A 23,818-nucleotide genomic window follows, 5' to 3' on the forward strand; every position below is an offset into this window, starting at 1 on the left:
TTTGCCCGCTTGCCGCCTGCTTAGTGCACGCTTTATGCCGGCTTTTCGGCCGTTTTTTGGATCCTGGATTGCTCGATCAATTCGCGCAGACGCTGCAGGGCGGCCGGGTCGGTGGCGGCGCGCGCGGCCAGCTCGGCTTTTTCCTGGGCGAGTTTCAAATCCAGCAGTTGCCGCAGGATGGCGCGCATTTCGTCCCAATCCGGCTGCACGCCTTCGGGGATTTGCGCCAGCTGGGCGACTGCGTAATGTTCATGCGCGTGACCGCGCAGGCCTTCACGCAGGGCCGCCCAGGGCTGCTGCCCGTGCTCGTGCAGCTGGCTTTCCAGCCAAACCAGCAACGGCCCATGCGGCGCCGGCAACGCCAGCAGCAACTGGTGCTCATCGGTGCCAAGCCGGTCCCAGCTTTGCGGCTCGATCAGCAGCAGCCTGAGCACCCGGTCTTCCCGGCTGGCCGGCAAAATGCGACCGGCCACGCGACGCGGTGCCCGGCCGGCGCTGGCCGATAGCCGGCCAAAGCTGCGCGCCGAGTCCGCAGGCGGTGGGAAATGCGGCTCGGACGATGCGTAATCAGATTCCTCGCGCTGATCGCCCGGATGAACGGGATAAGCGGCAAATTCGGCAGAATCCCGGCTTTGTCCCGAAATTGGAGGCAATTCAGGCCTGTAGCCCTTGCCTGACGGGCGTGAGCTGCTATTTTTTTTATAGCTATTTTTGTGCCCCAAGGCAGCCGGTTGCCACAGCTGCAGCAGTTCACGGCTGTCAATCAGCACCCGGTCGGCAATCTCGGCCAGCAACTGGGGCTTGAGCGCGCCATCGGGCAGCAGGCTCCACAGCGGTCTGGCGTTGCTGGCCATGTGGGCGCGGCCTTCGGCGGTGTCCAGGTCGCAGCCCTCTGCCGCCGCTTCCAGTAAAAAACGGCTCAAAGGCACGGCTTTGCTGACATAGGCGGCAAAGCCGTCCTTTCCGTGCTCGCGGATATAGCTGTCCGGATCGTGCTCGGCCGGCAAAAACAAAAACTTGACGGTGCGCACGTCGCTGGCAAAGGGCAGGGCGACGTCCAGCGCCTTGCGCGCCGCGCGGCGTCCGGCGCTGTCGCCGTCAAAGCTGAAGACCACCGAATCGGTGAAGCGAAACAGCTTTTGCACATGCTCGGCCGTGCAGGCTGTGCCCAGCGTGGCGACGGCGTTGGCAAAGCCCAGCTGGGCCAGCGCCACCACGTCCATATAGCCCTCGGTGACGAGCGCGTAGCCGTGCTCGCGCAGGGCAGTGCGCGCCTCGAACAGGCCGTACAGCTCGCGGCCCTTGCTGAACACCGGGGTTTCGGGCGAGTTCAGGTACTTGGGCTTGTCATCGCCCAGCACGCGGCCGCCAAACCCTATGCAGTCACCCTTGACGTTGCGGATAGGGAACATCACCCGGTCGCGAAAGCGGTCGTAGCGCTTGGCCTCGGCGGCGCCGGCGCCAGCGGTGTCGTCGTCCGCCTCGCCCGTGATGACCAGCCCGCTTTCCACCAGCAGTGCGTCGTTGTAGTCAGGAAATACGCTGGCCAGGTTGCGCCAGCCCTGCGGTGCGTAACCCAAGCCGAAGGTTTTGGCAATTTTGCCCGATAGCCCGCGTCCCTTGAAGTACTCAATGGCTCGCTCGGAGCCGCGCAGCTGCTTGATGTAAGCAGTAGCGGCTTTTTCGAGCACGCTGGTCAGCGTAGCCTGCTGCTCGCGCGCCTGCGCTGCCTTGGCCCGGTCTTGCGGGGAGACATCGTCGTCAGGCACCTGCAAGCCGTATTGCTGGGCCAGATCCTTCACCGCCTCGATAAATGTCATGCCGGCGTGTTCGGTCAGGAACTTGATCGCGTCGCCACTGACGCCGCAGCCAAAGCAATGGTAGAACTGCTTGGAGGGGCTGACGCTGAACGACGGTGATTTTTCACCATGAAAAGGGCAAAGGCCCATGAAATTGGCGCCGCCCTTTTTAAGCTGCACGTGGCGGCCCACGATGTCGACAATGTCGGCCCGCGCGAGCAGTTCCTGAATGAATGATGAGGGGATAGCCACCTGTTCATTTTCACCGATAAGCGGCGCGCTTTTGTTGGGCGGTAGGCGCGGATGACCGGGCGCAGAACAGTCGGGACGAAAAAAAACCCGCTTTTACGCGGGCTTTTCGTCAGTGAAGACCACCAATTACTTGGCAGGCATCTTCTTGACGGGCTTTTTGCTCTTTTTTGGTTTGCTGGTTGCGTTCATCATGATCGATTTCCCGTTTTTAAAATTAAAACAATATTCGGGTTTGCGACAAACCCCGAACCGCCTCCTTGCCCCGCTGCAGAGATCCGCAACATGCCAAGTCAATCCATAACGGAGCGTCTCACCCCTGCGTTGACAGGCATCAACAAAAAGTACACTGTGCCGTAACTTTTTGAGCCATGACACCTGTTTCCGACTCCTCGCCACCGACCGCCACGCCACTTTCGATTGTTCCGGTAACGCTCGCTGCGGCCTACCGGCATCGCGATTTCCTGCGTTTTTTACTGTGCGCGCCGTTCTACTGGATGCTGGCCTTGCTGGTGGTGGAAGCCGCGCTGGCGGCCACCACCACCGCGCTCATCATTGCGGCCGGGCGCGATGTGGCCGAGCAGGACTTTCTGATTTCCGATTTCGTCTGGATCGTCGTGGCCCAGTCAGCGTCTTACGTCTTGGGTGCGGTCAGCTGGATTTTTGCTGAGCGCGCCGGTTTCGGTGCGTACGGCCGCTACATGCTGCGTTTTGCGCGCGACAACCGCCACAGCCCCGCACTGCTGACCGACAAAGGCGAACGCGAACGCGCCGAACCGTTTCTTACCAACGAAACCTTCCACATTTTCTTCGAGCTGACCTATGAACTTGAAGCCGATCTGAAGCTGTTTTTCGGCCTGATCTTCAATGCCATCGTGCTTGGCGTGGCCATTGACGTGGGACTGCCGGGCGTTTATGCAGCGGTGTTTGTGGTGTTGCTGCTGGTGCAATGGGCCGTTCGCCGGCCCGTGGCCGCTGCCTACCTCAACCAGCAGCGCACCACCAACCGCATGACGGCCCACACCTATACCGCCTGGGACAACATCACCACCGGCAATCGCTACAACTTCAGACTCTGGCACGCCGGCTTCAAGGCACGCCTGCGCGATGCGCTCGGTGCGCAGATTCGCGCCATTCTGGCGCGCGAGGGGATCGCGGCGGTGTCCGGAATTTTTGCGCTGGTGGCGGTGTTCAGCTATCTCGCCTGGGTGGCTGGTCGCAACGTAACGGATACCGGCCTGCTGATCGGGCTGGCCGCCACGCTGCCACGCCAGATCGACCTGTCTTTCAATCTGCATGGCCTGGCGTCGGGCTGGAACGACTTGCTGGCCGTCTGGACCCGCATGGGCGGCGCCTGCCAGGCCATGCGACCCCAGGCAGATACCGGCTTTGACCAGCGCATCCGGTTTGACGGCGTGGCGCTGCACGACGGCACCGCCCGTCTGCCGTGCGCCAGCGTGGACGAGGCACTGGCCCTGGTGCAGGCCCGGCCGCAGGGTCGCCTGCTGGTGCGCGGAAGCAACGGCTCCGGCAAGTCAACCCTGCTGGCGGCGCTGAAAGGCCGGCTTGGCGTGGAGGCGTTTTACTGGCCCACCAGCGACAAGCTGGCGTTTGCGTTTGCCGCTGTGCGGTCAACGGACGAGACAGACGACGCGGTGGAAGAAGCACCGGTGGGCACCGGCAACTACGCCGGATTTTCTTCGGGCGAACGACAGCTCAGATCCCTCGCAGAAATTGCCAGCCGCACGCAGGCCCGCGTGTACCTGCTCGACGAGTGGGACGCCAACCTTGACGCCAAAAACCGCGCCAGCGCCGAGCAACTGGTCGCCGCACTGGCTGCACGCGCACTGGTGGTCGAAATCTCGCACCGCGACCGGGTGTAAGCCTGTTTGGGTGCTTTTTCAGGCACGAAACAGGGCTCTAGCCCAGGTAATACCTGCGCTGGCAGCTATTAAAAGTATAGCGACACATCTACTGCATTCATGCGTGGGATGGCCCATGCTTTGAGCCCCAGCCGGTATGTGCTGGCGCCATGCCCAACAACCTTGTTCCGCCGTCGCCAGCGCTACCCGCGTCGTTAGCGCCACCGGCTCCGTCAAAGCTGGTTGCGATTCCTGTTTTTTTACACGACGTTGATGGCGGCACAAAACGACAGCTTTTCACCCAGCGCTGCCAAGCCCGGCGCGGCGGTCGCGTCATGGCGCAAGCTTGACGTTCCGCTCAACCTCGTTGCGACTGCGCGTGAAGTAGGTGACCTGAAGCCTGCGCCGATGCGTCAGGGCCAGGTCCACCCGTTCAAAGAAACGGCTGGGCACCTTGCTCTGCGCCGCACCGAGAATGCGTAGGTGTTTGAATCACGCTGGTACACCACCGGCACATTCATGCGGTCGCGCAGCACCTCCAGAAAGCGTTTGAGCGTGGCCCGCGAAATTTCCAGTCCGTGAATCAGTGCATCGCGGCGTCGCGACAAAGTTTTGACCAGCGATTCGGGGGCCGCCGGTAGAAACGTTACGGGGCTAATATGGCTGCACAGACACTCGAAAAACTACCGGAGACCCCTGATGTCCGCCACTTCCAGCATTTTTGACCAGGACCTGCCGCGCACCGAGGCAAATTACGCCGCGCTGTCGCCGCTGTCCTTCATTGAACGCAGCGCCGAGGTCTACCCGAACCGGCTGGCCGTGGTGCACGGCGACTTGCGCCGCAGCTGGGCCGAGGTTTTCACGCGCTGCCGCCAATTGGCCAGTGCGCTGCAGCAGCGCGGAATTGGCAAGGGCGACACCGTGGCGGTGATGCTGCCCAACACGCCGCCCATGGTCGAAGCCCATTTCGGCATTCCAGTGACGGGTGCGGTGCTTAATGCGCTGAACACCCGGCTCGACGCCGAAACGATTGCCTTCATGCTGGACCACGGCGAGGCCAAAGTCGTCATCGTCGACCCGGAGTTTGCCGGCATCATGCAAAAAGCCCTGAGCCTGCGCAAGTCCAGCACGCCCTTGCTGGTGATTGATGTGGAAGACGCGCTCTATACCGGCCCGCTGCAGCGCATCGGCAGCATCAGTTACGACGAGTTTTTGGCCAGCGGCGACGCCGGCTTTGCCTGGCAGTTGCCGGCCGACGAATGGGACGCGATTGCGCTGAACTACACCAGTGGCACCACCGGCAACCCCAAGGGCGTGGTCTATCACCACCGCGGCGCGGCGCTCAATGCCGTGTCCAACATCCTCGAATGGGACATGCCCAAGCATTCGGTGTACCTGTGGACGCTGCCGATGTTTCACTGCAATGGCTGGTGTTTCCCGTGGACGGTGGCGGCGCGCGCCGGTGTCAACGTGTGCCTGCGCAGGGTCGAGGCGAAGGCGATTTTTGACGCGATTCGCCAGCACGGCGTCACCCACTATTGCGCCGCACCCATCGTGCACAGCGTGCTGGTCAATGCGCCTGACGCCATGAAGCAGGGCCTGCCAGCCGGTGTCAAGGCCATGGTGGCCGGTGCGGCGCCACCCGCCTCCATGATCGAGGGCATGGAGGCGCTGGGCTTCGAGTTAACTCATGTCTATGGCCTGACCGAGGTCTATGGCCCGGCCACCGTCTGCGCCAAGCAAGACGGCTGGGAGGCGCTGGACATCGGCGAGCGCGCCCGCCTCAACGCGCGCCAGGGCGTGCGCTACCACCTGGAGCGCGATGTGCGCGTGCTCGATTCACTGACCCTGCAGCCGGTGCCGCCTGACGGCGAGACCATGGGCGAAATCATGTTCAAAGGCAATATAGCGATGAAGGGCTACCTGAAAAACGCCAAGGCGACCGAAGAATCTTTTGCTGGCGGCTGGTTTCACAGCGGCGACCTGGCCGTGATGTACCCCGACGGCTACATCAAGATCAAGGACCGCAGCAAAGACATCATCATCTCCGGCGGCGAAAACATTTCCTCGATCGAGGTTGAAGACGTGCTGTATCGGCACCCCGACGTGTTAGCCGCCGCCGTGGTGGCCAGGGCCGACGCCAAGTGGGGCGAAACCCCCTGCGCCTTTGTCGAGTTGAAGGCGGGCGCGACCTGCACCGAGCAGGACATCGTGGCGCACTGCAAAAAACACCTGGCCGGCTTCAAGGTGCCGCGCGCCGTGGTGTTTGGCGAGCTGCCCAAAACCTCGACCGGCAAGATCCAGAAGTTTGAGTTGCGCAAGCAGGCCGGTTCGGCGGCAGCGATTGACGTCTGATGGGCTAAGCTGTTTTTCTGAAATGCAATGAGGCCCAATAAGGCGCAATGAGGCGGTTATGCCCTTGACGGATGGCTAATTTGCTATTAAAAACATAGCTGCTTGCGCCCGTATTCATTGGGCTACAAGCACTTTTAATCATGAATAAAAAAATTTCATCATGTTCACCATAGGGCGGCATGCTGCTTACGTGCTGGCGCATCCGGGCGCCTTCGCGCTGCAGGTACTCAAGGGCTTTCGCGCCAACCAGGGGCTGCTGCTGGCCGGGGCGGTGGCGTATTACGCCTTGCTGTCCCTCATTCCGCTGCTGATTCTGATTGCCATTGCGCTGTCGCATGTGATTGACCAAGCGGCGCTGCTCGAAGCACTCGGCCGCTACATCGGCTGGCTGGCGCCCGGGCAATCAGGCTTTATTGTGGGCGAGCTTAAAAACTTTCTGGCGCATCGCGAAGTGCTGGGCTGGGTGCTGCTGGCAACCATGCTGTTTTTTAGCTCGCTGGCCTTCACTGTGCTTGAAAACGCCATGTCGGTGGTGTTTTTGCACCGCGTGGCCGTTCGGCGCCGCCATTTTTTGGTGTCCGCGGTGCTGCCCTACTGCTACATCCTGTCGCTGGGCGTGGGTTTGCTGCTGGTCACGCTGGTCTCGGGCAGCTTCAAGGCGCTGGGCGACAAAACCATCGAATTTTTGGGCTACAGCTGGTCGCTTAGCGGCTTTTCCGGTGCCTTGCTGTACCTGCTCGGGCTGGTGGGTGAGATCTTCATGCTGACCTCGGTTTACATGGTGATGCCGGTCGGCAAGCTGCGGCTGCGCCACGCGCTGATTGGCGGCGTTACTGCGGCACTGCTTTGGGAGCTGACGCGCCATCTCCTGCTTTGGTACTTTGCCTCGCTGTCGCAGGTCGGTCTGGTGTATGGCTCGCTGACCACCGCCATTGTGGTTTTGCTCAGCCTGGAAATCGCCGCCACGCTGCTGCTGCTGGGCGCGCAGGTGATCTCGGAATACGAGCGCATCGGCCTCGTTGCGCCGGATGCGCCGGTCCCGGCGATGCGGACAGATTAGCCGCGCACCTTGCTCTGACTTGAAGAAGGGCGCTGAGTGCTATTACAATCATAGCTGCTAGCGCCCGTCCTGTACGGCTATAAGCCGGATTTTTCCATTTTTTAGCGCCGATGCGTCGATCCCAAGCAGGTCGGGTTAGTCGAAGGCGTAACCCGGCATAGGCGCTTGTAACAGCTGCTGTCTGCCCACGCTGCGACAAGCCGCCCTAGGGGACTACTCGAGAGGAAATATCCGCACCGCTACCTCAATCCCCCATCACTAACCCTTCGCGCCGCGGGTCGGCGCCGCCCAGCCACAACGGCGTGCCGTGCGCCTGGCCCCGCGTGATCGCCTGCAGGCCGCTGGTCATAGGCACCTCGCGCACCTCGGCACCGCGCGTGCGCAAGGCTTCAACGGTGGCCGGCGGAAAACGTTTCTCCTCCAGCATGGAGGGGCCGTTCGTCGATGCGAAGTTGGGCAGGTCAATCGCCTGCTGCGGCATCAGGCCCCAGTTCAGCACGCCGTAAATCGTTTTGGCGGTGAAGTGGATGATCAGCGCGCCGCCCGGGCTGCCGCCACTCATGACGAGCTGGCCGCTGGCTTTGTCAAACACCAGCGTGGGCGACATCGACGAGCGCGGCCGCTTGCCGGACTGAACGCGGTTGGCCACCGGATTGCCGTCGGCGTCGCTAGGCGCAAAACTGAAGTCGGTCAGCTCGTTGTTCAGCAAAAATCCGCCCGCCTTGCCGGTGCCGCCATCGGTCATCAGGCGCGAGCCGAATTGGTCTTCAATCGTCGTCGTCATGGCAATCGCATTGCCAAAACTGTCAACGATGCTGATGTGCGAGGTGCCGTGTTCGGGCTGCTCCGGCATCGGCGCATAGGACGTTTTGATGACGCTGGGATCGCCGGGCTTGGCGGTCTTCATGCTCGGGCCGGCGACCTGAATCAGCTTGGCGCGCTCCTTCAGGTAGCCCGGGTCCAGCAAAGTCATCCAGCTGCCGCCGGGCGGCGTCACAAAGTCGGGATCGCCTAGGTATTGGGCACGGTCGGCAAAGGCCAGGCGCGAGGCTTCGGTGTACAGATGCAGCCAGTCGGCTGACGGTGCGGGGCTGGTGGTGCCGGGAACGCCGCCGATGCCGCTTGCCAGCGGCAGCGTGGCTGCGGGCGTGTTGTTCAAAATCCCCAGGATCTGCCCGACGGCAATCGCCCCCGAGCTCGGCGGCGGCATGCCGCACAGGCGGTAAGCCTTCGAATTTGCGCTGTAGTCGGCACAGATCGGTTCGCGCTTTTTTGCCTGGTAGCTGGCCAGATCGCTCAGCGCCAGCTTGCCCGGGTTGGTCGGGTGGCTTTGCACCTTGGTGACGATGGCTTGGGCGACCGGACCGGTCATCAGCGCGCTCGAGCCTTTGCTGGCAATTTGTCGCAGCACGTCGGCCAGCGCCGGGTTGCGCAAGGTCGCAGCTACATCGACCGGTGTGCCGTCGGCTTTGTAGAAGTAGGCGGCGGCGGTGCTGTCGTTCTTAAGGTATTTTTCATCCTTGAGCAATGTATTGAGTCGCGCGCTGACCTTGAAACCGTTGTCGGCCAGTTGGATGGCGGGCGCAAAAAGTTGCGCCCACGGCAGCTTGCCGTATTGCTTGTGCGCCATTTCCAGCACGCGCACCGTGCCGGGCGTGCCGACCGAGCGGCCACCGACCACGCCGTCGTAAAACGCCATGGGCTTGCCATCAGCGCCCAGAAACAGTTTTTCATCGGCGGCTGCCGGAGCCGTTTCGCGGCCATCAAAGGCTTCTACCTTGCTGCCACTCGAATGCAGCAGGAACGCACCGCCGCCGATTCCGCTCGATTGCGGCTCCACCAGGGTCAGCACCATTTGCACCGCAATGGCCGCGTCAATCGCCGAACCGCCGGCTTTGAGGATCTGGTAGCCCGCGTCGGTTGCCAGCGGGTTGGCCGCAGCGACAGCAAACTTTGTCGCGGACCAACCGGGCTTGGGCGTGAAGCCGGAAGAACCTTCAGGCTGCTGCGTGGGCGCGTTGTACGCAAACTGGCTTGGGGGGGAATTGGCGCAGGCCGCCAGCAAGGCGGCAAGGGCAACAGAGGTCAACAGGCGTTTCATGCAATCTCCTCAAGAAGTTATGAGCAGCCATGGTACGCGCGGCAGCGTGGTCTGAGAAGATTGCCGTGCTATTTACGCTGTTTGTGCTGTTTATTGGTCATTTTGGCCTCTAGACCAATAGGGGCGGGCGCAAGCAGCTATCAAAAAAAGAGCAAAAAAAAGCGCCGCCCGTTGCCGGCGGCGCTTGTTGCTGATGGCTTGAAAGTCTTGAGGCCTTAGCGTGGTGCCAGGCGAATCGCGCCGTCCAGGCGAATCACTTCGCCATTGAGCATGTCGTTTTCAAAGATGTGCTTGGCCAGCTTGGCATAGTCTTGTGGCGTACCGAGGCGCGAAGGGAAGGGCACCGACGCGGCCAGCGAGTCCTGCACCTCTTGCGGCATGCCAAACATCATCGGCGTGCCGAAGATGCCGGGGGCAATCGTCATGTTGCGGATGCCGTTGCGCGCCAGATCGCGGGCAATCGGCAGCGTCATGCCAACCACGCCGCCCTTGGATGCGCTGTAGGCGGCCTGGCCCATTTGCCCGTCATAGGCCGCCACCGAAGCGGTGGAAATCAGCACGCCGCGCTCGCCGGTAGCTTCGGGCTCGTTCTTGCTCATGGCCTCTGCGGACAAGCGGATCATATTGAAGCTGCCCACCAGATTGACGGTGATGGTTTTGGTGAAGGTTGCCAGCGTGTGCGCGCCGCTTTTACCGACCGTTTTTTCGGCCGGTGCAATGCCGGCGCAATTGACCAGACCCATCAACTTGCCCATGGACACGGCCTTGGCCACCACGGCTTGACCGTCGGCCTCCTGGCTGACGTCGCATTTCACGAAAGCGGCTTTGCCTTCGCCGAGGTCCTTGGCAATGGCTTCGCCTTTTTCAACCTGCATGTCGGCAATCACCACCTTGGCGCCGTTGGCGACCAGCATGCGCGCCGTGCCTTCGCCCAGCCCTGATGCGCCACCGGTGACGATAAATACCTTGCCTGCGATTTCCATGGGGTGTTCCTTGATGTAGAGGGTTGAAAGTCAAAAAAACGAAGCGACGAAACTGATGAAATTGGCGCTAACCTCAGCGTCAATGTCTACGTCAGTTTGAGCATTAATTATCGCCCATGAAAAAGGCCGGCCCTCTTGCGATGGCCGGCCTTTTTAGCAAGCTTTGCGGTTTACTTGTAGCCCACGCGATCAAGCATCTGCTGCACTTTCAGCTGGTTCGCCGCGACCGCGCTGATGGGGATGGTTTCTGTCTTGAAGCCATCGTCCGTCATGGCCTGCAAGGCCGGGTTGCTGACTTTCACGCTGGCGACGGCGGGCCATTCGTTGTTGCCGTTGGCGAAATAGTTTTGCGCCTCCGGGCTGGCCATGTATTCCATGAACTTGACGGCGTTGGCTGTGTTCTTGGCATTTTTGGCGACCGCGGCGCCGGCAATGTTCACATGTGTGCCCCAGCTTTGCTGGTTGGGAAACACCACGCCGACTTTTTCAGCCACCGCTTTGTCTTCAGGCGCATTGGAGCGCATGAGGCGCGCCAGGTAGTAGGTGTTGGTCAGCGCCACGCCGCATTCGCCGCTGGCCACCGCCTTGATCTGGTCGGTATCGCCGCCCTTGGGGTCGCGCGCCATGTTGGTCACCAGGCCCTTGAGCCACTGCTCGGCCTTGGCTTCGCCCAGATGCTCGGTGACAGCGCCAAACAGCGAAAGGTTGTAGGGGTGCGAGCCCGAGCGGGTGCACAGCAGCCCCTTGTTTTTCGGGTCGGCCAACTCTTCGTAGGTGTCCACGTTGGCCTTCGGGACCCTGGCCTTGTCGTACACCACCACGCGCGCGCGGGTGGAAAAGCCGAACCAGGTCGTGCCCTCGGCAGATGCCTTGGCGCGCAGCCGGACCGGAATGGCGGCTTCCAGCAGCGGCGACTTGATGGGCTTGAACAGACCCTCTACATCGCCCTTACCGAGGCGGGCCGCATCGACCAGCAAAATCACGTCGGCGGGGGAGGCAGCACCTTCGGCTTTCAGTCGCGCCAAAATGCCTGCGTCGTCGGCGTCCACGCGGTTCACCTTGATGCCGGTGGCTTTGGTGAAGTCGCTGTACATCGCTTCGTCGGTCTGGTAGTGGCGTGCAGAATACAGGTTGACAACCTGTTCCTGGGCGCTGGCGCTGCCCACGCTGCCCAGCAAGGCTGCGGAAGCCAGCGCAAGACAAGTCAATGACGGAGCTTTTTTGAACATGTTGAAAACCCTGAAAAGTTGGTGTGAAATGAGTGTAATGCAAACGCGAACTATTCGCAATAAGTTGGAGGCAGTGTTACTTTTTAGCGCATGTGAAGGGGCGGCCAGCGCTTTGGCGGCCCAATTGCTGGCCATCCGCAGCCGGCAGCCGGTGCGGCGCGCGCTCTGTCTGCTGGTCTTGCCCGCCTGGTTGCTGGCGGGTTGCGCTTCGCCACCGGCTGACCGGGCTTCCGTCCTGGCCGCTCCAGCCGCAACCGCCGTCAAAAAACCGCTAAAAATCGGCCTGGCGCTGGGCGGCGGCGCGGCGCGCGGTTTTGCCCATGTCGGCGTGATTGCCGTGCTCGAAGAAGCCGGGCTCAAGCCGCAGCTGGTCGTCGGCACCTCGGCCGGCAGCCTGGTGGCGGCGCTTTACGCCAGCGGCAAGAGCAGCGCCCAGTTGCAGCAGACTGCGCTCAACATGGAAGAGGTCGCCATCACCGACTGGATGCTGCCCATTTTCGGCCGCGGCATGTTTCGCGGCGAGGCGCTGGCGCGCTATGTCAACGACCTGGTGGCGGGCCGGCTGATTGAAAACATGGCGATTCCGCTCGGCATTGTGGCAACTGATCTGAACAGCGGGCAAGCCGTGCTGTTCCAGCGCGGCGATACCGGCACGGCGGTGCGCGCATCGAGTGCCGTGCCGGCGGTGTTTGTGCCAGTCAAGGTGAATGGCCACGAATATGTCGATGGCGGCCTGGTGTCGCCGGTGCCGGTGCGTTTCGCGCGGCAAATGGGCGCCGATCTGGTGATTGCCGTCGATATCTCCAGTCCGCCCGAAGGCAATCCGTCTGATGGCACGCTGCAGATCCTGTTGCAGACTTTCGCCATCATGGGCAAAAGCATCAACCAGTATGAATTGAAGGACGCCGATATTGTGGTGAGGCCTTCGCTGGTTGGATTGAAGAGTGCCGACTTCTCGGCCCGGCAACGCGCCATAGACGCCGGTCGGGCGGCTATGCTGGCGGCGCTGCCCGCGCTTAAGGCCAGGCTGGCAACCGGAGTCGCGCTGGCGCGCTAACGAGCGTGCTGGTGTGCTCTGTTTTTGATACCTGCCTAAGCCTGTTCTGATTGGGCTAGAGGCTAATTAGACGAAAAAAAAGCCCAATCTTGCGATCGGGCTTTAAGCGGGTCCGTGAAACTGAATTTCTGGAAGGACCCGAGGAGACAACTGCATTTTTTGAAAATCCGGCTCATTCAAGCAGGATTTTGTAGCGAGCTCCCTGAACAGGGTGACACCCAAAGGTGCCGCACCGATCAATGCAAATTAACGCTTTTTGGCAACGCTTTTGGAAGCGTTCACTGCGGAGGCAGTGGCGTTGTTGAAATTCGTTTCGGCCATGTCGCTGGCTTGCTTGACAACTTTCTGCACCGACTCGTAAGCGGTGTTGGCAGCAGTCACGGCGCTTTTCATCATGGCCACTGCGGTTTCAGAGCCGGCAGGTGCATTGCTGGAAGCGTTATCAACCAGGCTAACCAATTTCTTTTGTGCTTCAGCAGCCTGGCCTTCAAAGGTCTTGTTGATGTCGGCACTAGCAGCGGTAGCGATGTCATACAGGTGACGGCTGTAAGCGGCGGTTTTTTCAGCCAGCGGCTGAACCATGCCAGCTTGCAGGGCCATCAGCTCTTGCGCGTCTTTGACGGCCATCACGGCTTGAGCGTGGTTGGCGGTTTCAGCCAAGGCGGCCTTGGTGGCTTGCACGTTAAGTTCGACCAGCTTTTCAACGCCTTCAAAAGCTTTTTGGGTCAAACCAAACAGGGTTTCGATGTTGGCTTTGTGGGCGGCCATAACTTGTTCAGCGGTCAGCATATAAAAATCTCCAAATAGGTTGTAAACGAGAATAGTTGCGTTGCGCTGAATTGCTGCACTGCAACATGGATGAATTATACCGCCTGTTCATACCATTGCAAATGTTTTTTGCTGCAGTGCAGCATTTTAGAAGTGACCCCCTAATTGGCGCCGGCATTGGCTTTTCTTTTTTTGTTTTGACCTTTTTCCTCATAACAGGTTCACCGTGCAAGCTTTTTACGCCGACAACTTCGTCCTGCCGCTGCCGCCCGGGCACCGCTTTCCGATGGGCAAGTACGCACTGCTACGCGACCGCGTGGTACGGGAACTACCGCAAGTGCGCATCGCCCCGGCTCCCGCCGCCAGCGACGGCGAACTTGCGCTGGTGCACACGCCCTTTTATATAGAGGCCATCTCGCGCGGCACGCTGCCGGCTCCCGCACAGCGCGAAATCGGCTTTCCCTGGAGCCCGGGCATGGCCGAGCGGGCGCGCCGCTCAGCCGGCGCCACCGTGGCAGCGGCGCGGCTGGCTTTGGGCCTGACTGCGGGCCTGGCTGAAGGGTCAAAGCCGGAAGGCATCGCGGCCAATATGGCAGGTGGCACGCACCATGCGTATGCGCACAAGGGCAGCGGTTTTTGTGTGTTCAACGACTCGGCCGTGGCGGCCCGGCTGATGCAGACGGAATGGGGCAGGGCGCATCAACAAAGGCGCCAGGCCTTGCAGGTTGCCGTAATTGATCTGGACGTGCATCAAGGCAACGGCACGGCCAGCATTTTTTCCCGTGACCCCAGCGTCTTTACGTTGTCGCTGCACGGCCAAAAAAATTTCCCCTTCCACAAGGAAGCCAGTGACCTGGATGTCGAATTGCCCGATGGCTGCACCGATGCGCCGTATTTGCAGGCACTGGAGCAGGCGCTCGATGAACTGGAGCGGCGCTTTGAGCCCGGGCTGGTGCTGTTTCTGGCGGGCGCCGACCCCTTTGAGGGTGACCGCCTGGGGCGTCTGGCCTTGACATTTGACGGGCTGGAGGCGCGCGACCGCCGCGTCTTTGACTGGGCCTGGCAGCGCCGCATCCCGCTGGCCTTTGCCATGGCGGGCGGCTACGGGGTGAATATTGACGACACCGTGCAGGTGCAGATGAACACCTGGCGGGTGGCGCTGGAATATTGGCAACGCTGGCAACACTGGAACGGGCCAGCGTAGTAGCTCACGCCCCACGGCATCAACTGCGGACTGGCAAAATACACCCTCATGACATCGTCCACCCGACCCCGAGCCGAACCTCGCAGCGCGTACAAGGCTTTTCGCAACATCGGCACGCGCTGGTCCGACAACGATATCTACGGGCATGTCAACAATGTCGTTTACTACAGCTGGTTTGACACCGCCGTCAACGGCCTGTTAATCGAGCGCGGCGCACTGCAGTTGCTTGGCCCTCAGGCCAGTGGCGTGATCGGTCTGGTGGTTGAAACCCAGTGCAACTACTTTGCGCCGCTGGCTTTTCCCGAGCCGGTGGTCGCGGGCATTCGCGTGGCGCAGCTGGGTTCGTCCAGCGTGCGTTATGAAGTGGCCTTGTTTGCGGCCGATCAAGACCAGCCCTGCGCGGCCAAAGGCCATTTCATTCATGTGTATGTCGATCGCGCCACGCGCCGCCCGGCCGCCTTGCCCCCCGAATTACTTGCTGTTTTGGAGACCCTGAAGTGAACCAAGCCTCTTCCGCTGCCCCGCCCTCAGTGGCCCCCCATCCGGTGGGTGAAGCCTTCCGCAACGAGGCCACCAACCCGGTCGAGCAGGCGATAGAAAGCCGCCAGTCGACGCGGCAATTTCTGCCTACGGTTGTGCCTCGCGCCACCCTCGAGCGGCTGCTGGAAGTGGCGAGCCGAGCTCCCTCGGGCACCAATACTCAGCCGTGGAAAGCCTATGTGCTGCAGGGCGCCAGCAAGGATGCGCTGGTCGCCAAGGTCTGTCAGGCCCACGACGCGCTGCGCGCCAACCCGGCGCTGGCCGCCGAGCACCGGGAAGAATACGACTACTACCCTGAAAAATGGGTCTCTCCTTACATCGACAGGCGCCGGGAAAACGGCTGGAGCCTGTACGGCTTGTTAGGCATCACCAAGGGCGACAAGGACAAGATGCACGCGCAGCACCAGCGCAACTTTCGCTTTTTTGACGCGCCGGTGGGCCTGATGTTCACGATTGACCGGGTCATGGGCCGCGGTTCGCTGATGGACTACGGCATGTTTTTGCAAAACATCATGGTGGCCGCGCGCAGCCATGGTCTGCATACCTGCCCGCAGGCGGCCTGGAACGGCTTTGCCAAAATCATCCTGCCGCACATCGGTGCCGGTGCCGATGAGATGCTGGTTTGCGGCATGTCGCTGGGCTTTGCCGACGAAACGGCGCTGGTCAATACTTTTTGTACCCCGCGTGTGAGCGCAGCGGAATTCACCAAATGGCTGGATTGATGAGACCCCCACGCTTTTCACTGCGTGTAATGCGCTGCCGCCCGAGGGGGCTGGCCTTGCTTGGGGCGGCCCGGCGCGGCGGCCGCTGGTGTCCACGCTCGACGCTCTGTTCATTGCAGGCCATGATTTTTTTGCCAGCGGGTCGGCTTTGAAGGCATGACCTTTTCCGTCGTCCAGCTGCTGGGCGGCCTGTCTTACGCCACCACGCTGTTCCTGATGGCGGCGGGGCTGACGCTGATTTTTGGCGTGACGCGCATCGTCAATTTCGCGCATGGCAGCTTTTTCATGCTGGGCGCGCTATTCACGGCGCACTGGGTCACCAACTGGTTTCCGGCCTGGGGCGACAGCCCGCCGCTGTACCTGATTGCTATGCTTTTAGGAGCTGCTTGCGCAGGACTGGCGGGCGCTGTGGCCGAATTTCTTTTACTAAGGCGACTGGCAGGTGCGCCCGAACTGTACCAGCTGGTCGCCACCTTCGGCCTGAGTCTGGCGCTGCATGATGCGATGCAGTGGGGCTTTGGGCCTGACGAGGTGTTTGCGCCGCGTTTTCCTGGGCTCAAGGGTTCGGTGCAAATCGGCGAAGAGTTTTTTCCGGTCTACCAGCTGGTGATGATTGCGCTGGGGCCACTGGTCTGGGGCGGCCTGCACCTGTTGCTCCAGCGCTCGCGCTTTGGCCAGCGTCTGCGCGCTGCCACGCAAGACCGCGGCATGCTGGCGGCACTCGGCGTCAATCCCAAACCGCTGATGCTGGGTGCGGTGGTGCTGGGCTGCGCGCTGGCCGGGCTCGGTGGCGCCCTGCAGCTGCCGCGCGAACCGGCGCATTTGCAGATGGACACGAACGTGATCGTCGAGACCTTTGTGGTGGTCGTGACGGGCGGGCTGGGCAGCATAGGCGGCGCGTTCGTCGCGGCCTTGCTGATTGGCCTGGTGCATGCGTTTGGCACCGCTATTTTCCCGCAAGCCACCCTGGTGATTGTGTTTTTGACGATGGCAGTCGTGCTGGTGTTCAGACCGCAGGGGCTGCATGGCGTGGCGCTGGCGACGCTCGACAGCGCTGGCGGCGTGCGCGAGGCGGCGCAGAAGTTTCGCGGCTTGCTGTTGGGGCGACGATGGTTGCTGGCGATGGCTGCAGCTTTGGCGCTGCTGGCGGGCCTGGCCTGGCTGGGCGGGCCATACTGGCAAACGCTGGCGGCCGATGCGCTGATCCTGATGATTTTTGGCATCAGCTTGCAGGCCATGATGGCGCTCGGTGGCCTGGTCAGTTTTGGCCATGCCGCGTTTTTTGCGCTGGGTGGCTATGGCGCCGCGCTGTCGCACAGCCTGTGGGGGGCGTCGTTGCCGCTGGCGCTGGCGGTGGGCTGCGGCGCTGCGCTGCTGGTGGCGGCCGTGTTTGGCGCTGCGGTGGTGCGCAGCGCCGGCGTTTATCTGGCCATGCTGTCGCTGGCGCTGGCGCAAGTGATCTGGGCCACTGCGACGCAATGGGTCAGCCTGACCGGCGGCGACAACGGCCTGATCGGGCTGACGCTGGTAAGCGAGGCGGGCAGGCCGCTTTTTTATGCGCTGCTACTGGCGCTGGCGCTGCTGTCAGTTTTTTTCCTGCGCTTTCTGAGCCGCTCGGTCACGGGTGCGGCGCTGCAGGCCGGGCGCGATGTGCCTTTGCGCGCTGCGGCATCGGGCTTGCCGGTGAGCTGGCTTAACTACCGCATTTTTGTTGAAAGCGCCGTGTTGGCCGGGCTGGCCGGCGGGCTGTTTGCCGCGCACAAGGGCGCAGTGTTTCCTTCGCTGGCGGCCGTCTCCACCTCGGTCGATGCCTTGCTGGTGGTGTTGCTGGGCGGCGTGCACCAGCTCTGGGGCGCGGTGGTGGGCAGCGTGGTGCTGAGTTATCTGGGTGCAGAACTGGGCCGTGAAGTGACCTACTGGCGCGGCTTGCTGGGCCTGTTCATCATGCTGATCATGGTGGCCGCGCCATCAGGTCTGCTGGGCTTGCTAGACCGATTGCGGCGCATTGGCAGGCCGCGTCCGTTGAAGCGTGCCGTGAAGGGCGCCGGCTAATGCTGCAAGTGCAACAGCTGGTCAAGCATTTTGGTGGCATCCGGGCTGTCGATGGCGTGAGCTTCGAAGTTGCGGCGGGGCAGTGCGTGGCGCTGATCGGGCCAAACGGCGCCGGCAAATCGACCTGCTTTGCCTGCATTGCCGGCCAGTACGCTGTTACCGGTGGCCACCTGGCGTGGCAGGGCCAGTCGCTGGACCGGCTGGCGCCAAACGCCCGATTGCGCCTTGGCGTGGCGCGCACGTTTCAGGTTGCGCAAGTCTTTGAAGCCCTCACGGTGCTACAAAATGTGCAGCTGGCGACGCAGGCCAGGCTTGGGCTGCAGGCCATTTCGGCATTTAAAGGGCTGAATGCGCAAGCGCGCGAAGCGGCGCTGGCGCTGCTTGAACAAACCGGCCTGCACGCGCTGGCTGGCGAGGACGCGCTGAGCTTGCCTTATGGTGCTAAGAAACGGCTGGAACTGGCCGTGGCGTTGGCGGCCAGACCGCAGCTCTTGCTGCTCGATGAGCCGGCGGCCGGCCTGGATGAGCACGAGCGTGCCAGCCTGATGCAACTCGTGAAAAAGCTTGCGAGGCAGGGCATGGCCGTGCTGTACACCGAACACAACATGGACGCAGTCGCAGGTGTGGCCGACCGCGTGCTGGTGCTGATTGAAGGGCGACTGGCGGCGCAGGGCACGTTTGAAGAGATTGCACGCGACGCCATGGTGCGCCGGCTTTATTTAGGTGAAGGTCTGGATCAGGGGAGCGGCCATGCTTGAGGTGGTAAAGCTCAACGCCTTTTACGGCCAGGCGCAGGCCTTGTTCGAGGTGTCGCTGCAAGTCAGGGCCGGTGAACTGGTCGTGTTGCAGGGGCTCAATGGTGCAGGCAAGTCGACGCTGCTCAAGGCCTTGATGGGGCTGGAGCTGCGCAGTGAAGGGCAGATTCGCTACCAGTCAGACCCTGCGGACAAGCGCTTGGTGAACATTGAACGCTGGCAGACCCACCGCCGCGCGCGCGCCGGCCTGGGTTACGTGGCCGAAGACCGCCGGCTTTTCAGCGGGCTGACGGTGCGCGAGAATTTGCAGATTGCGGCAGGCCCTGATGCGTTGCATCGCCAAGCCACGCAAGCGCGCGTGCTCGATCTGTTTCCCGCGCTCAAGACCAAACTGAATCGCCCCGCCGCGCAGATGAGCGGCGGCGAGCAGCAGATGCTGGCGATTGCCCGCACGCTGATGACCGAGCCCCGGCTTTTGCTGCTTGATGAACCGTGCGAAGGGATTGCGCCGGTGCTTGTCGAATCGATTCGCGATGCCTTGCTGGCACTCAAGGACCAGGGCATGCCCATGCTGGTGGTGGAGCAAAACCGCCTGCTGGCGGCCAAGGCTGATCGTCTTCTGGTGCTGGTTGCGGGTAAAGTCAGAGGTTCATGAAAAAGGACCGGCCTTCAGGGGCGGTTAATCTTTTTCCTGTCCGTTTTTTCCTGTTTCATTTTCATCCCATTTTCTCAAAAAGGACACACCATGACGACCACTACGACGCCATCCGGATTGCAGTACGAGGACACCGTGCTGGGCACCGGCGCCATTGCCAAGGCTGGCCAGCAAGTCAAGGTGCATTACACCGGCTGGCTTTTCAATGATGGCGTGCAGGGGGCCAAATTTGACTCCAGCAAAGACCGCGGCCAGCCGTTCCAATTCGCGCTCGGCGCCGGCCAGGTGATCAAGGGTTGGGACGAAGGCGTGCAGGGCATGTCGGTGGGTGGCACGCGCCGCCTGATCATTCCGGCAGAACTGGGCTACGGTGCACGCGGCGCGGGTGGTGCGATTCCACCTAACGCCACCTTGCTGTTTGAGGTGGATTTCCTGGGCTGAAGCTGTCGGGTCTGCGTCTGATGGGCACTTCTGGAAATTCAGATTTTCCGGATGAAGTGCAAGGCGCACGGAGCGCAGCAAGCGGCGCGTACTTTGGGGTTTTTGGGGTCAGAGCCCAAATTCGCCGAGCTTTGGGCTCGCCCAGTGGGTACGGTGCAATGCACCGCAGCGAAATTGGTGTCGCACCCCAATAACCCTCGCGCAGCGCCGCAATTCGCCCAAAAAATGAATTTACGGAAATGCCCATGATCATCACCAGCCTGCTCGACACCGACCTGTACAAGTTCACCATGATGCAGGTGGTGCTGCACCAGTTTCCGGGTGCCGAGGTGGAGTACCGCTTCAAGTGCCGCAATGCGGGCGCCCCCGGCATCGGTGACCTGGCGCCTTTTGTCAGCGAGATTCGCGAAGAAATTCGCGGGCTGTGCAGTTTGCATTTTCAGGATACCGAACTGGCTTTCCTGAAAGCGATGCGCTTCATCAAGAGCGATTTTGTTGATTTTCTGGGCCTGTTTCGGCTCAACGAAAAATATGTGAGTGTCACTGCCCTGCCTTCGGGCGAGATTGAAGTGTCAATCAAAGGGCCGTGGCTGCACACCATCCTGTTTGAAATTCCGGTGCTGGCCATCATCAACGAGGTCTACTTTCGCAACACGCAACAGCAGCCCGATGTGACCGAGGGGCGGCAACGGCTGGATACCAAAATCAAGCAGTTGCAGGCCGCAGGTCACGGTCAAGGTGAGCCGAAAATTGCCGACTACGGCACGCGCCGGCGCTTTGGCAGAGTGTGGCATGAAGAAGTGTTGCGCACGCTGACGACCCGGTTGGGTGCAGGCGCTGCCGGGCAATTGGCTGGCACCAGCAATGTGCTGTTGGCCATGAAGCTGGGCTTGACGCCGCTGGGCACCATGGCGCACGAGTATCTGCAGGCCTGCCAGGCGATTGGGCCGCGACTGCGCGACAGCCAGGTGTTTGGCTTTGAATCGTGGGCAAAAGAGTACCGCGGCGATCTGGGTATTGCACTGTCGGACGTGTACGGCATGAGTGCCTTTCTGCGCGACTTTGACCTGTATTTTTGCAAGCTGTTTGACGGTTCCCGCCATGACAGTGGCGATCCGTTCGAGTGGGGTGAGCGCATGCTTGCGCACTACGCAAAAAACCGTGTCGACCCTCAAACCAAGACGCTGATTTTCAGCGACGCGCTGACGATTCCCCGCACCATTGAGCTTTACCGACGGTTCAAGGGGCGCTGTCAGCTGGCATTCGGTATCGGCACCAACCTGACCAATGACCTCGGTTACGAGCCGCTGCAGATCGTCATCAAGATGGTGCGTTGCAACGGTCAGCCGGTGGCCAAACTGTCGGATACGCCTTCCAAAAACATGTGCGAAGACGAAAAGTACCTGGCCTATCTGCGCCAGGTGTTTGAGATACCCACGACGGCATGAGGCACTAGCCCGACCAAGGCGGGCTGCGCGCGCCGCCGGAGTCAACACAAAAAATAATAGCCAGGAGACATCAATGAAAGCTTTACGTTGGACGGCCGCCCTAGGCCTGCTGCTTGTCTGGCCCGGTGTGTCGTTCGCGGCCGAACTCGATGGCAGCCAGCTCTCCGCGCTGTGGGGTGTTCCCTTTGCCGGTTTGCTGCTTTCAATTGCGCTGCTGCCTTTGGTCGCGCCTTTCTTTTGGCACCACCATTTCGGCAAAATCACTGCGGCCTGGGCGCTGGCCTTCCTGCTGCCCTTTGCAGGGATCCACGGCGCCGGTCTGGCGTCCGTCAGTTTTGTGCATGCTTTACTGGCCGAATACATTCCTTTCATTTTTTTACTGACGGCGCTGTTTACCGTGGCGGGCGGCATTCATATCCGGGGCAATCTGCACGGCAGCCCGGGGCTGAACACGGCCATCCTGGCCATCGGCGCCGTACTGGCCAGCTTCATGGGCACCACGGGCGCTTCCATGCTGCTGATTCGCCCGCTGATCCGCGCCAACGAAAACCGGGCGCACAAAGCGCATGTGGTGGTGTTTTTCATCTTCATCGTTTCGAACGCCGGCGGCTCGCTGACGCCGCTGGGCGATCCGCCGCTGTTTCTGGGCTTTCTCAAAGGGGTGGATTTTTTCTGGACCGTGAGCCACATCTTTCCGGAAACGCTGTTTCTGGTGGGTTCCCTGCTGGCGCTGTTTTACGCGCTTGACTGGTGGTTCTACCGTCACAAGGAAGAAGTCACGCGGTCAGGCCTCACACCCGACCCGACGCGCATCGGCTTCGACGGCGCACGCAACTTCTGGTTGCTCGCTGGCGTGGCGGCGCTGGTGCTGCTCAGCGGCTTGTGGAAGTCGTCCGTGGTGTTCAACATCGCCGGCACCGAGATCGGCCTGCCCGGCTTGGTGCGCGATGCGGGCCTTATCCTCATCACTTTTATGTCGCTGAAAATCACGTCGGCCAAGGTGCATGCCGACAACCAGTTTTCCTGGGACCCCATGGCTGAGGTAGCCAAGCTGTTCGCCGGCATTTTTCTGACCATCATTCCGGTGATTGCCATGCTCAAGGCAGGCAGCAGCGGCCCATTTGGCGCCGTGGTGTCAGCCGTGACACGAGCGGACGGCTCGCCCGACCCCGCCATGTATTTCTGGGCCACCGGGGCCCTCAGCTCCTTTTTGGACAACGCTCCGACCTATCTGGTGTTTTTCAATACAGCCGGCGGCGACCCGCAGGTGCTGATGACGGCGCTGGCGCCAACGCTGGCGGCCATTTCCGCCGGCGCCGTTTTCATGGGCGCCAACACCTACATCGGTAATGCGCCCAATCTGATGGTCAAGGCGATTGCAGAAGACCGCGGCGTCAAGATGCCGAGTTTCTTCGGCTACATGGCCTGGTCGGGCGGCGTGCTGATTCCGCTGTTCATCCTTATGACCTTCATCTGGTTCAGATAGATTCGGCTCTTTTTTCTTTTCACCGTTCAAAACAAGTAAGGAACAACCCATGAGCAAACCCAAAATCCTCGTTGCGCGCGCCGTATTTCCTGAAGTGATTGCACGTCTTGAGCAGCATTTCGAGGTCGAAGCCAACCAGGCCGACGACAGCTGGCCCAAGGCCGAACTGATAGCCCGGCTGCAGGGCAAGGACGGCGCCTTCACAACCGGTGGCGACCGCATTGATGCCGAAGTGCTGGCAGCCTGCCCCCAACTGAAAATCTGCGCCAACATGGCTGTGGGCTATAACAATTTTGATCTTGATGCGATGACGGCGGCCGGCGTGCTAGCCACCAACGCACCCGATGTGTTGACCGAAACCACCGCCGATTTCGGCTTTGCCCTCTTGATGGCCACGGCACGCCGCATCACCGAGAGCGAGCACTACTTGCGGGCCGGGCGATGGACCAAGTGGAGCTACGACATGTTTGCCGGCTCCGACATTCACGGCAGCACGCTAGGAGTTTTGGGCATGGGCCGCATCGGGCAGGGCATTGCCAAACGCGGCGCCCACGGCTTCGGCATGAAGGTGATCTACCACAACCGCTCCCGGCTGGACGCCGCACTCGAAGCCGAATGCAAGGCCAGTTATGTCAGCAAGGAAGAACTGCTCAAAACTGCCGACCATGTTGTGCTGGTGCTGCCTTACTCGCCAGCGTCGCACCACACCATAGGTGCGGCCGAGCTGGCGTTGATGAAACCGAGCGCGACGCTGGTCAACATCGCGCGCGGCGGCATTGTGGACGACGCTGCGCTAGCCGCCGCGCTGCGCGACAAGCGCATCGCCGCTGCCGGGCTGGACGTGTTTGAAGGCGAGCCCATGGTTCACCCCGATCTGCTGGCCGTGTCCAATGTCGTCTTGACGCCGCACATCGCCAGTGCGTCGCTGCCGACGCGGCTCGCCATGGCCAGTCTTGCGGCTGCCAACCTGATCGCATTTTTTAATGATAAAAGGCCGCTGACGCCCTTGAATACTGCGGTGTTAGCTATTAAATAAGTAGCAACAAGTTATG

20 protein-coding genes are annotated in these 23,818 nt (G+C 61.4%); 15 read left to right on the plus strand and 5 right to left on the minus strand.

The features are described 5' to 3' along the window. Positions 1-32: 32 nt before the first annotated feature. Complete coding sequence (dnaG, locus tag HHJ18_RS14285; protein ID WP_296916324.1) at positions 33-2,051, minus strand: DNA primase; 2,019 nt, start codon at positions 2,049-2,051, stop codon at positions 33-35. A gap of 368 nt (positions 2,052-2,419) precedes the next feature. On the opposite strand from dnaG, the gene HHJ18_RS14290 reads away from it, so the two are divergent. From HHJ18_RS14290 to HHJ18_RS14305, 4 genes are all read left to right on the plus strand, one after another. Then, the gene (locus HHJ18_RS14290; protein ID WP_296916326.1) at positions 2,420-3,931 is read left to right on the plus strand and encodes a hypothetical protein; all 1,512 of its coding nucleotides are present in this window, start codon (positions 2,420-2,422) and stop codon (positions 3,929-3,931) included. Positions 3,932-4,183: 252 nt separating this feature from the next. Beyond that, entirely contained in the window at positions 4,184-4,393 is a 210-nt protein-coding gene (locus HHJ18_RS14295; protein ID WP_296916327.1) for a hypothetical protein, read from the plus strand. A 216-nt stretch (positions 4,394-4,609) separates the two neighbouring features. Next, the gene (locus tag HHJ18_RS14300) at positions 4,610-6,265 is read left to right on the plus strand and encodes an acyl-CoA synthetase (RefSeq protein WP_296916329.1); all 1,656 of its coding nucleotides are present in this window, start codon (positions 4,610-4,612) and stop codon (positions 6,263-6,265) included. A gap of 160 nt (positions 6,266-6,425) precedes the next feature. Beyond that, the gene (locus HHJ18_RS14305; protein WP_296916331.1) at positions 6,426-7,325 is read left to right on the plus strand and encodes a YihY/virulence factor BrkB family protein; all 900 of its coding nucleotides are present in this window, start codon (positions 6,426-6,428) and stop codon (positions 7,323-7,325) included. Positions 7,326-7,569: 244 nt separating this feature from the next. On the opposite strand, the gene ggt is transcribed toward HHJ18_RS14305, so the two are convergent. The 3 genes from ggt to HHJ18_RS14320 form a co-directional block, all read right to left on the minus strand. Further along, positions 7,570-9,426 carry a gamma-glutamyltransferase gene (gene ggt / locus HHJ18_RS14310; RefSeq protein WP_296916333.1) on the minus strand — a complete coding sequence of 619 codons (1,857 nt, stop codon included), beginning with the start codon at positions 9,424-9,426 and terminating at the stop codon, positions 7,570-7,572. Between the two features lie 215 nt (positions 9,427-9,641). Continuing rightward, entirely contained in the window at positions 9,642-10,409 is a 768-nt protein-coding gene (locus tag HHJ18_RS14315) for a 3-hydroxyacyl-CoA dehydrogenase (RefSeq protein WP_296916335.1), read from the minus strand. A gap of 170 nt (positions 10,410-10,579) precedes the next feature. Then, the gene (locus tag HHJ18_RS14320; protein ID WP_296916337.1) at positions 10,580-11,638 is read right to left on the minus strand and encodes an extracellular solute-binding protein; all 1,059 of its coding nucleotides are present in this window, start codon (positions 11,636-11,638) and stop codon (positions 10,580-10,582) included. A 178-nt stretch (positions 11,639-11,816) separates the two neighbouring features. Between HHJ18_RS14320 and HHJ18_RS14325 the strand changes: the two genes are divergently transcribed. Further along, entirely contained in the window at positions 11,817-12,695 is an 879-nt protein-coding gene (locus tag HHJ18_RS14325) for a patatin-like phospholipase family protein (RefSeq protein WP_296916632.1), read from the plus strand. Between the two features lie 246 nt (positions 12,696-12,941). On the opposite strand, the gene phaP is transcribed toward HHJ18_RS14325, so the two are convergent. Next, positions 12,942-13,484 carry a TIGR01841 family phasin gene (phaP, locus tag HHJ18_RS14330; RefSeq protein WP_296916339.1) on the minus strand — a complete coding sequence of 181 codons (543 nt, stop codon included), beginning with the start codon at positions 13,482-13,484 and terminating at the stop codon, positions 12,942-12,944. Between the two features lie 205 nt (positions 13,485-13,689). On the opposite strand from phaP, the gene HHJ18_RS14335 reads away from it, so the two are divergent. The 10 genes from HHJ18_RS14335 (at position 13,690) to HHJ18_RS14380 (ending at position 23,802) form a co-directional block, all read left to right on the plus strand. Next, entirely contained in the window at positions 13,690-14,667 is a 978-nt protein-coding gene (locus HHJ18_RS14335; RefSeq protein ID WP_296916340.1) for a histone deacetylase, read from the plus strand. Between the two features lie 48 nt (positions 14,668-14,715). Next, positions 14,716-15,168 carry a thioesterase family protein gene (locus HHJ18_RS14340; protein ID WP_296916342.1) on the plus strand — a complete coding sequence of 151 codons (453 nt, stop codon included), beginning with the start codon at positions 14,716-14,718 and terminating at the stop codon, positions 15,166-15,168. 44 nt (positions 15,169-15,212) lie between these two features. Then, positions 15,213-15,929 carry a nitroreductase gene (locus HHJ18_RS14345; protein WP_296916634.1) on the plus strand — a complete coding sequence of 239 codons (717 nt, stop codon included), beginning with the start codon at positions 15,213-15,215 and terminating at the stop codon, positions 15,927-15,929. Between the two features lie 156 nt (positions 15,930-16,085). After that, the gene (locus HHJ18_RS14350; protein WP_296916344.1) at positions 16,086-17,981 is read left to right on the plus strand and encodes an ABC transporter permease; all 1,896 of its coding nucleotides are present in this window, start codon (positions 16,086-16,088) and stop codon (positions 17,979-17,981) included. After that, a complete protein-coding gene (locus HHJ18_RS14355; RefSeq protein ID WP_296916345.1) occupies positions 17,981-18,739 on the plus strand; it encodes an ABC transporter ATP-binding protein in 759 nt (252 codons plus the stop codon). The genes HHJ18_RS14350 and HHJ18_RS14355 overlap by 1 nt, the downstream gene beginning before the upstream one ends. After that, a complete protein-coding gene (locus HHJ18_RS14360) occupies positions 18,732-19,391 on the plus strand; it encodes an ABC transporter ATP-binding protein (RefSeq protein ID WP_296916346.1) in 660 nt (219 codons plus the stop codon). Before HHJ18_RS14355 ends, HHJ18_RS14360 begins: the two co-directional genes overlap by 8 nt. A gap of 90 nt (positions 19,392-19,481) precedes the next feature. After that, positions 19,482-19,832 (plus strand): FKBP-type peptidyl-prolyl cis-trans isomerase, encoded by a 351-nt coding sequence (locus HHJ18_RS14365; RefSeq protein WP_296916348.1) that lies wholly within the window; start codon positions 19,482-19,484, stop codon positions 19,830-19,832. Positions 19,833-20,077: 245 nt separating this feature from the next. Further along, positions 20,078-21,280, plus strand: coding sequence for a nicotinate phosphoribosyltransferase (gene pncB / locus HHJ18_RS14370; RefSeq protein WP_296916350.1), 1,203 nt, complete (start codon positions 20,078-20,080; stop codon positions 21,278-21,280). A gap of 73 nt (positions 21,281-21,353) precedes the next feature. After that, positions 21,354-22,766 carry a sodium:proton antiporter gene (locus tag HHJ18_RS14375; RefSeq protein ID WP_296916352.1) on the plus strand — a complete coding sequence of 471 codons (1,413 nt, stop codon included), beginning with the start codon at positions 21,354-21,356 and terminating at the stop codon, positions 22,764-22,766. A gap of 49 nt (positions 22,767-22,815) precedes the next feature. Then, the gene (locus HHJ18_RS14380) at positions 22,816-23,802 is read left to right on the plus strand and encodes a D-glycerate dehydrogenase (protein ID WP_296916353.1); all 987 of its coding nucleotides are present in this window, start codon (positions 22,816-22,818) and stop codon (positions 23,800-23,802) included. Positions 23,803-23,818: the final 16 nt, after the last annotated feature.

This window comes from Polaromonas sp., from assembly GCF_012927455.1.
Classification (GTDB): domain Bacteria; phylum Pseudomonadota; class Gammaproteobacteria; order Burkholderiales; family Burkholderiaceae_C; genus Polaromonas.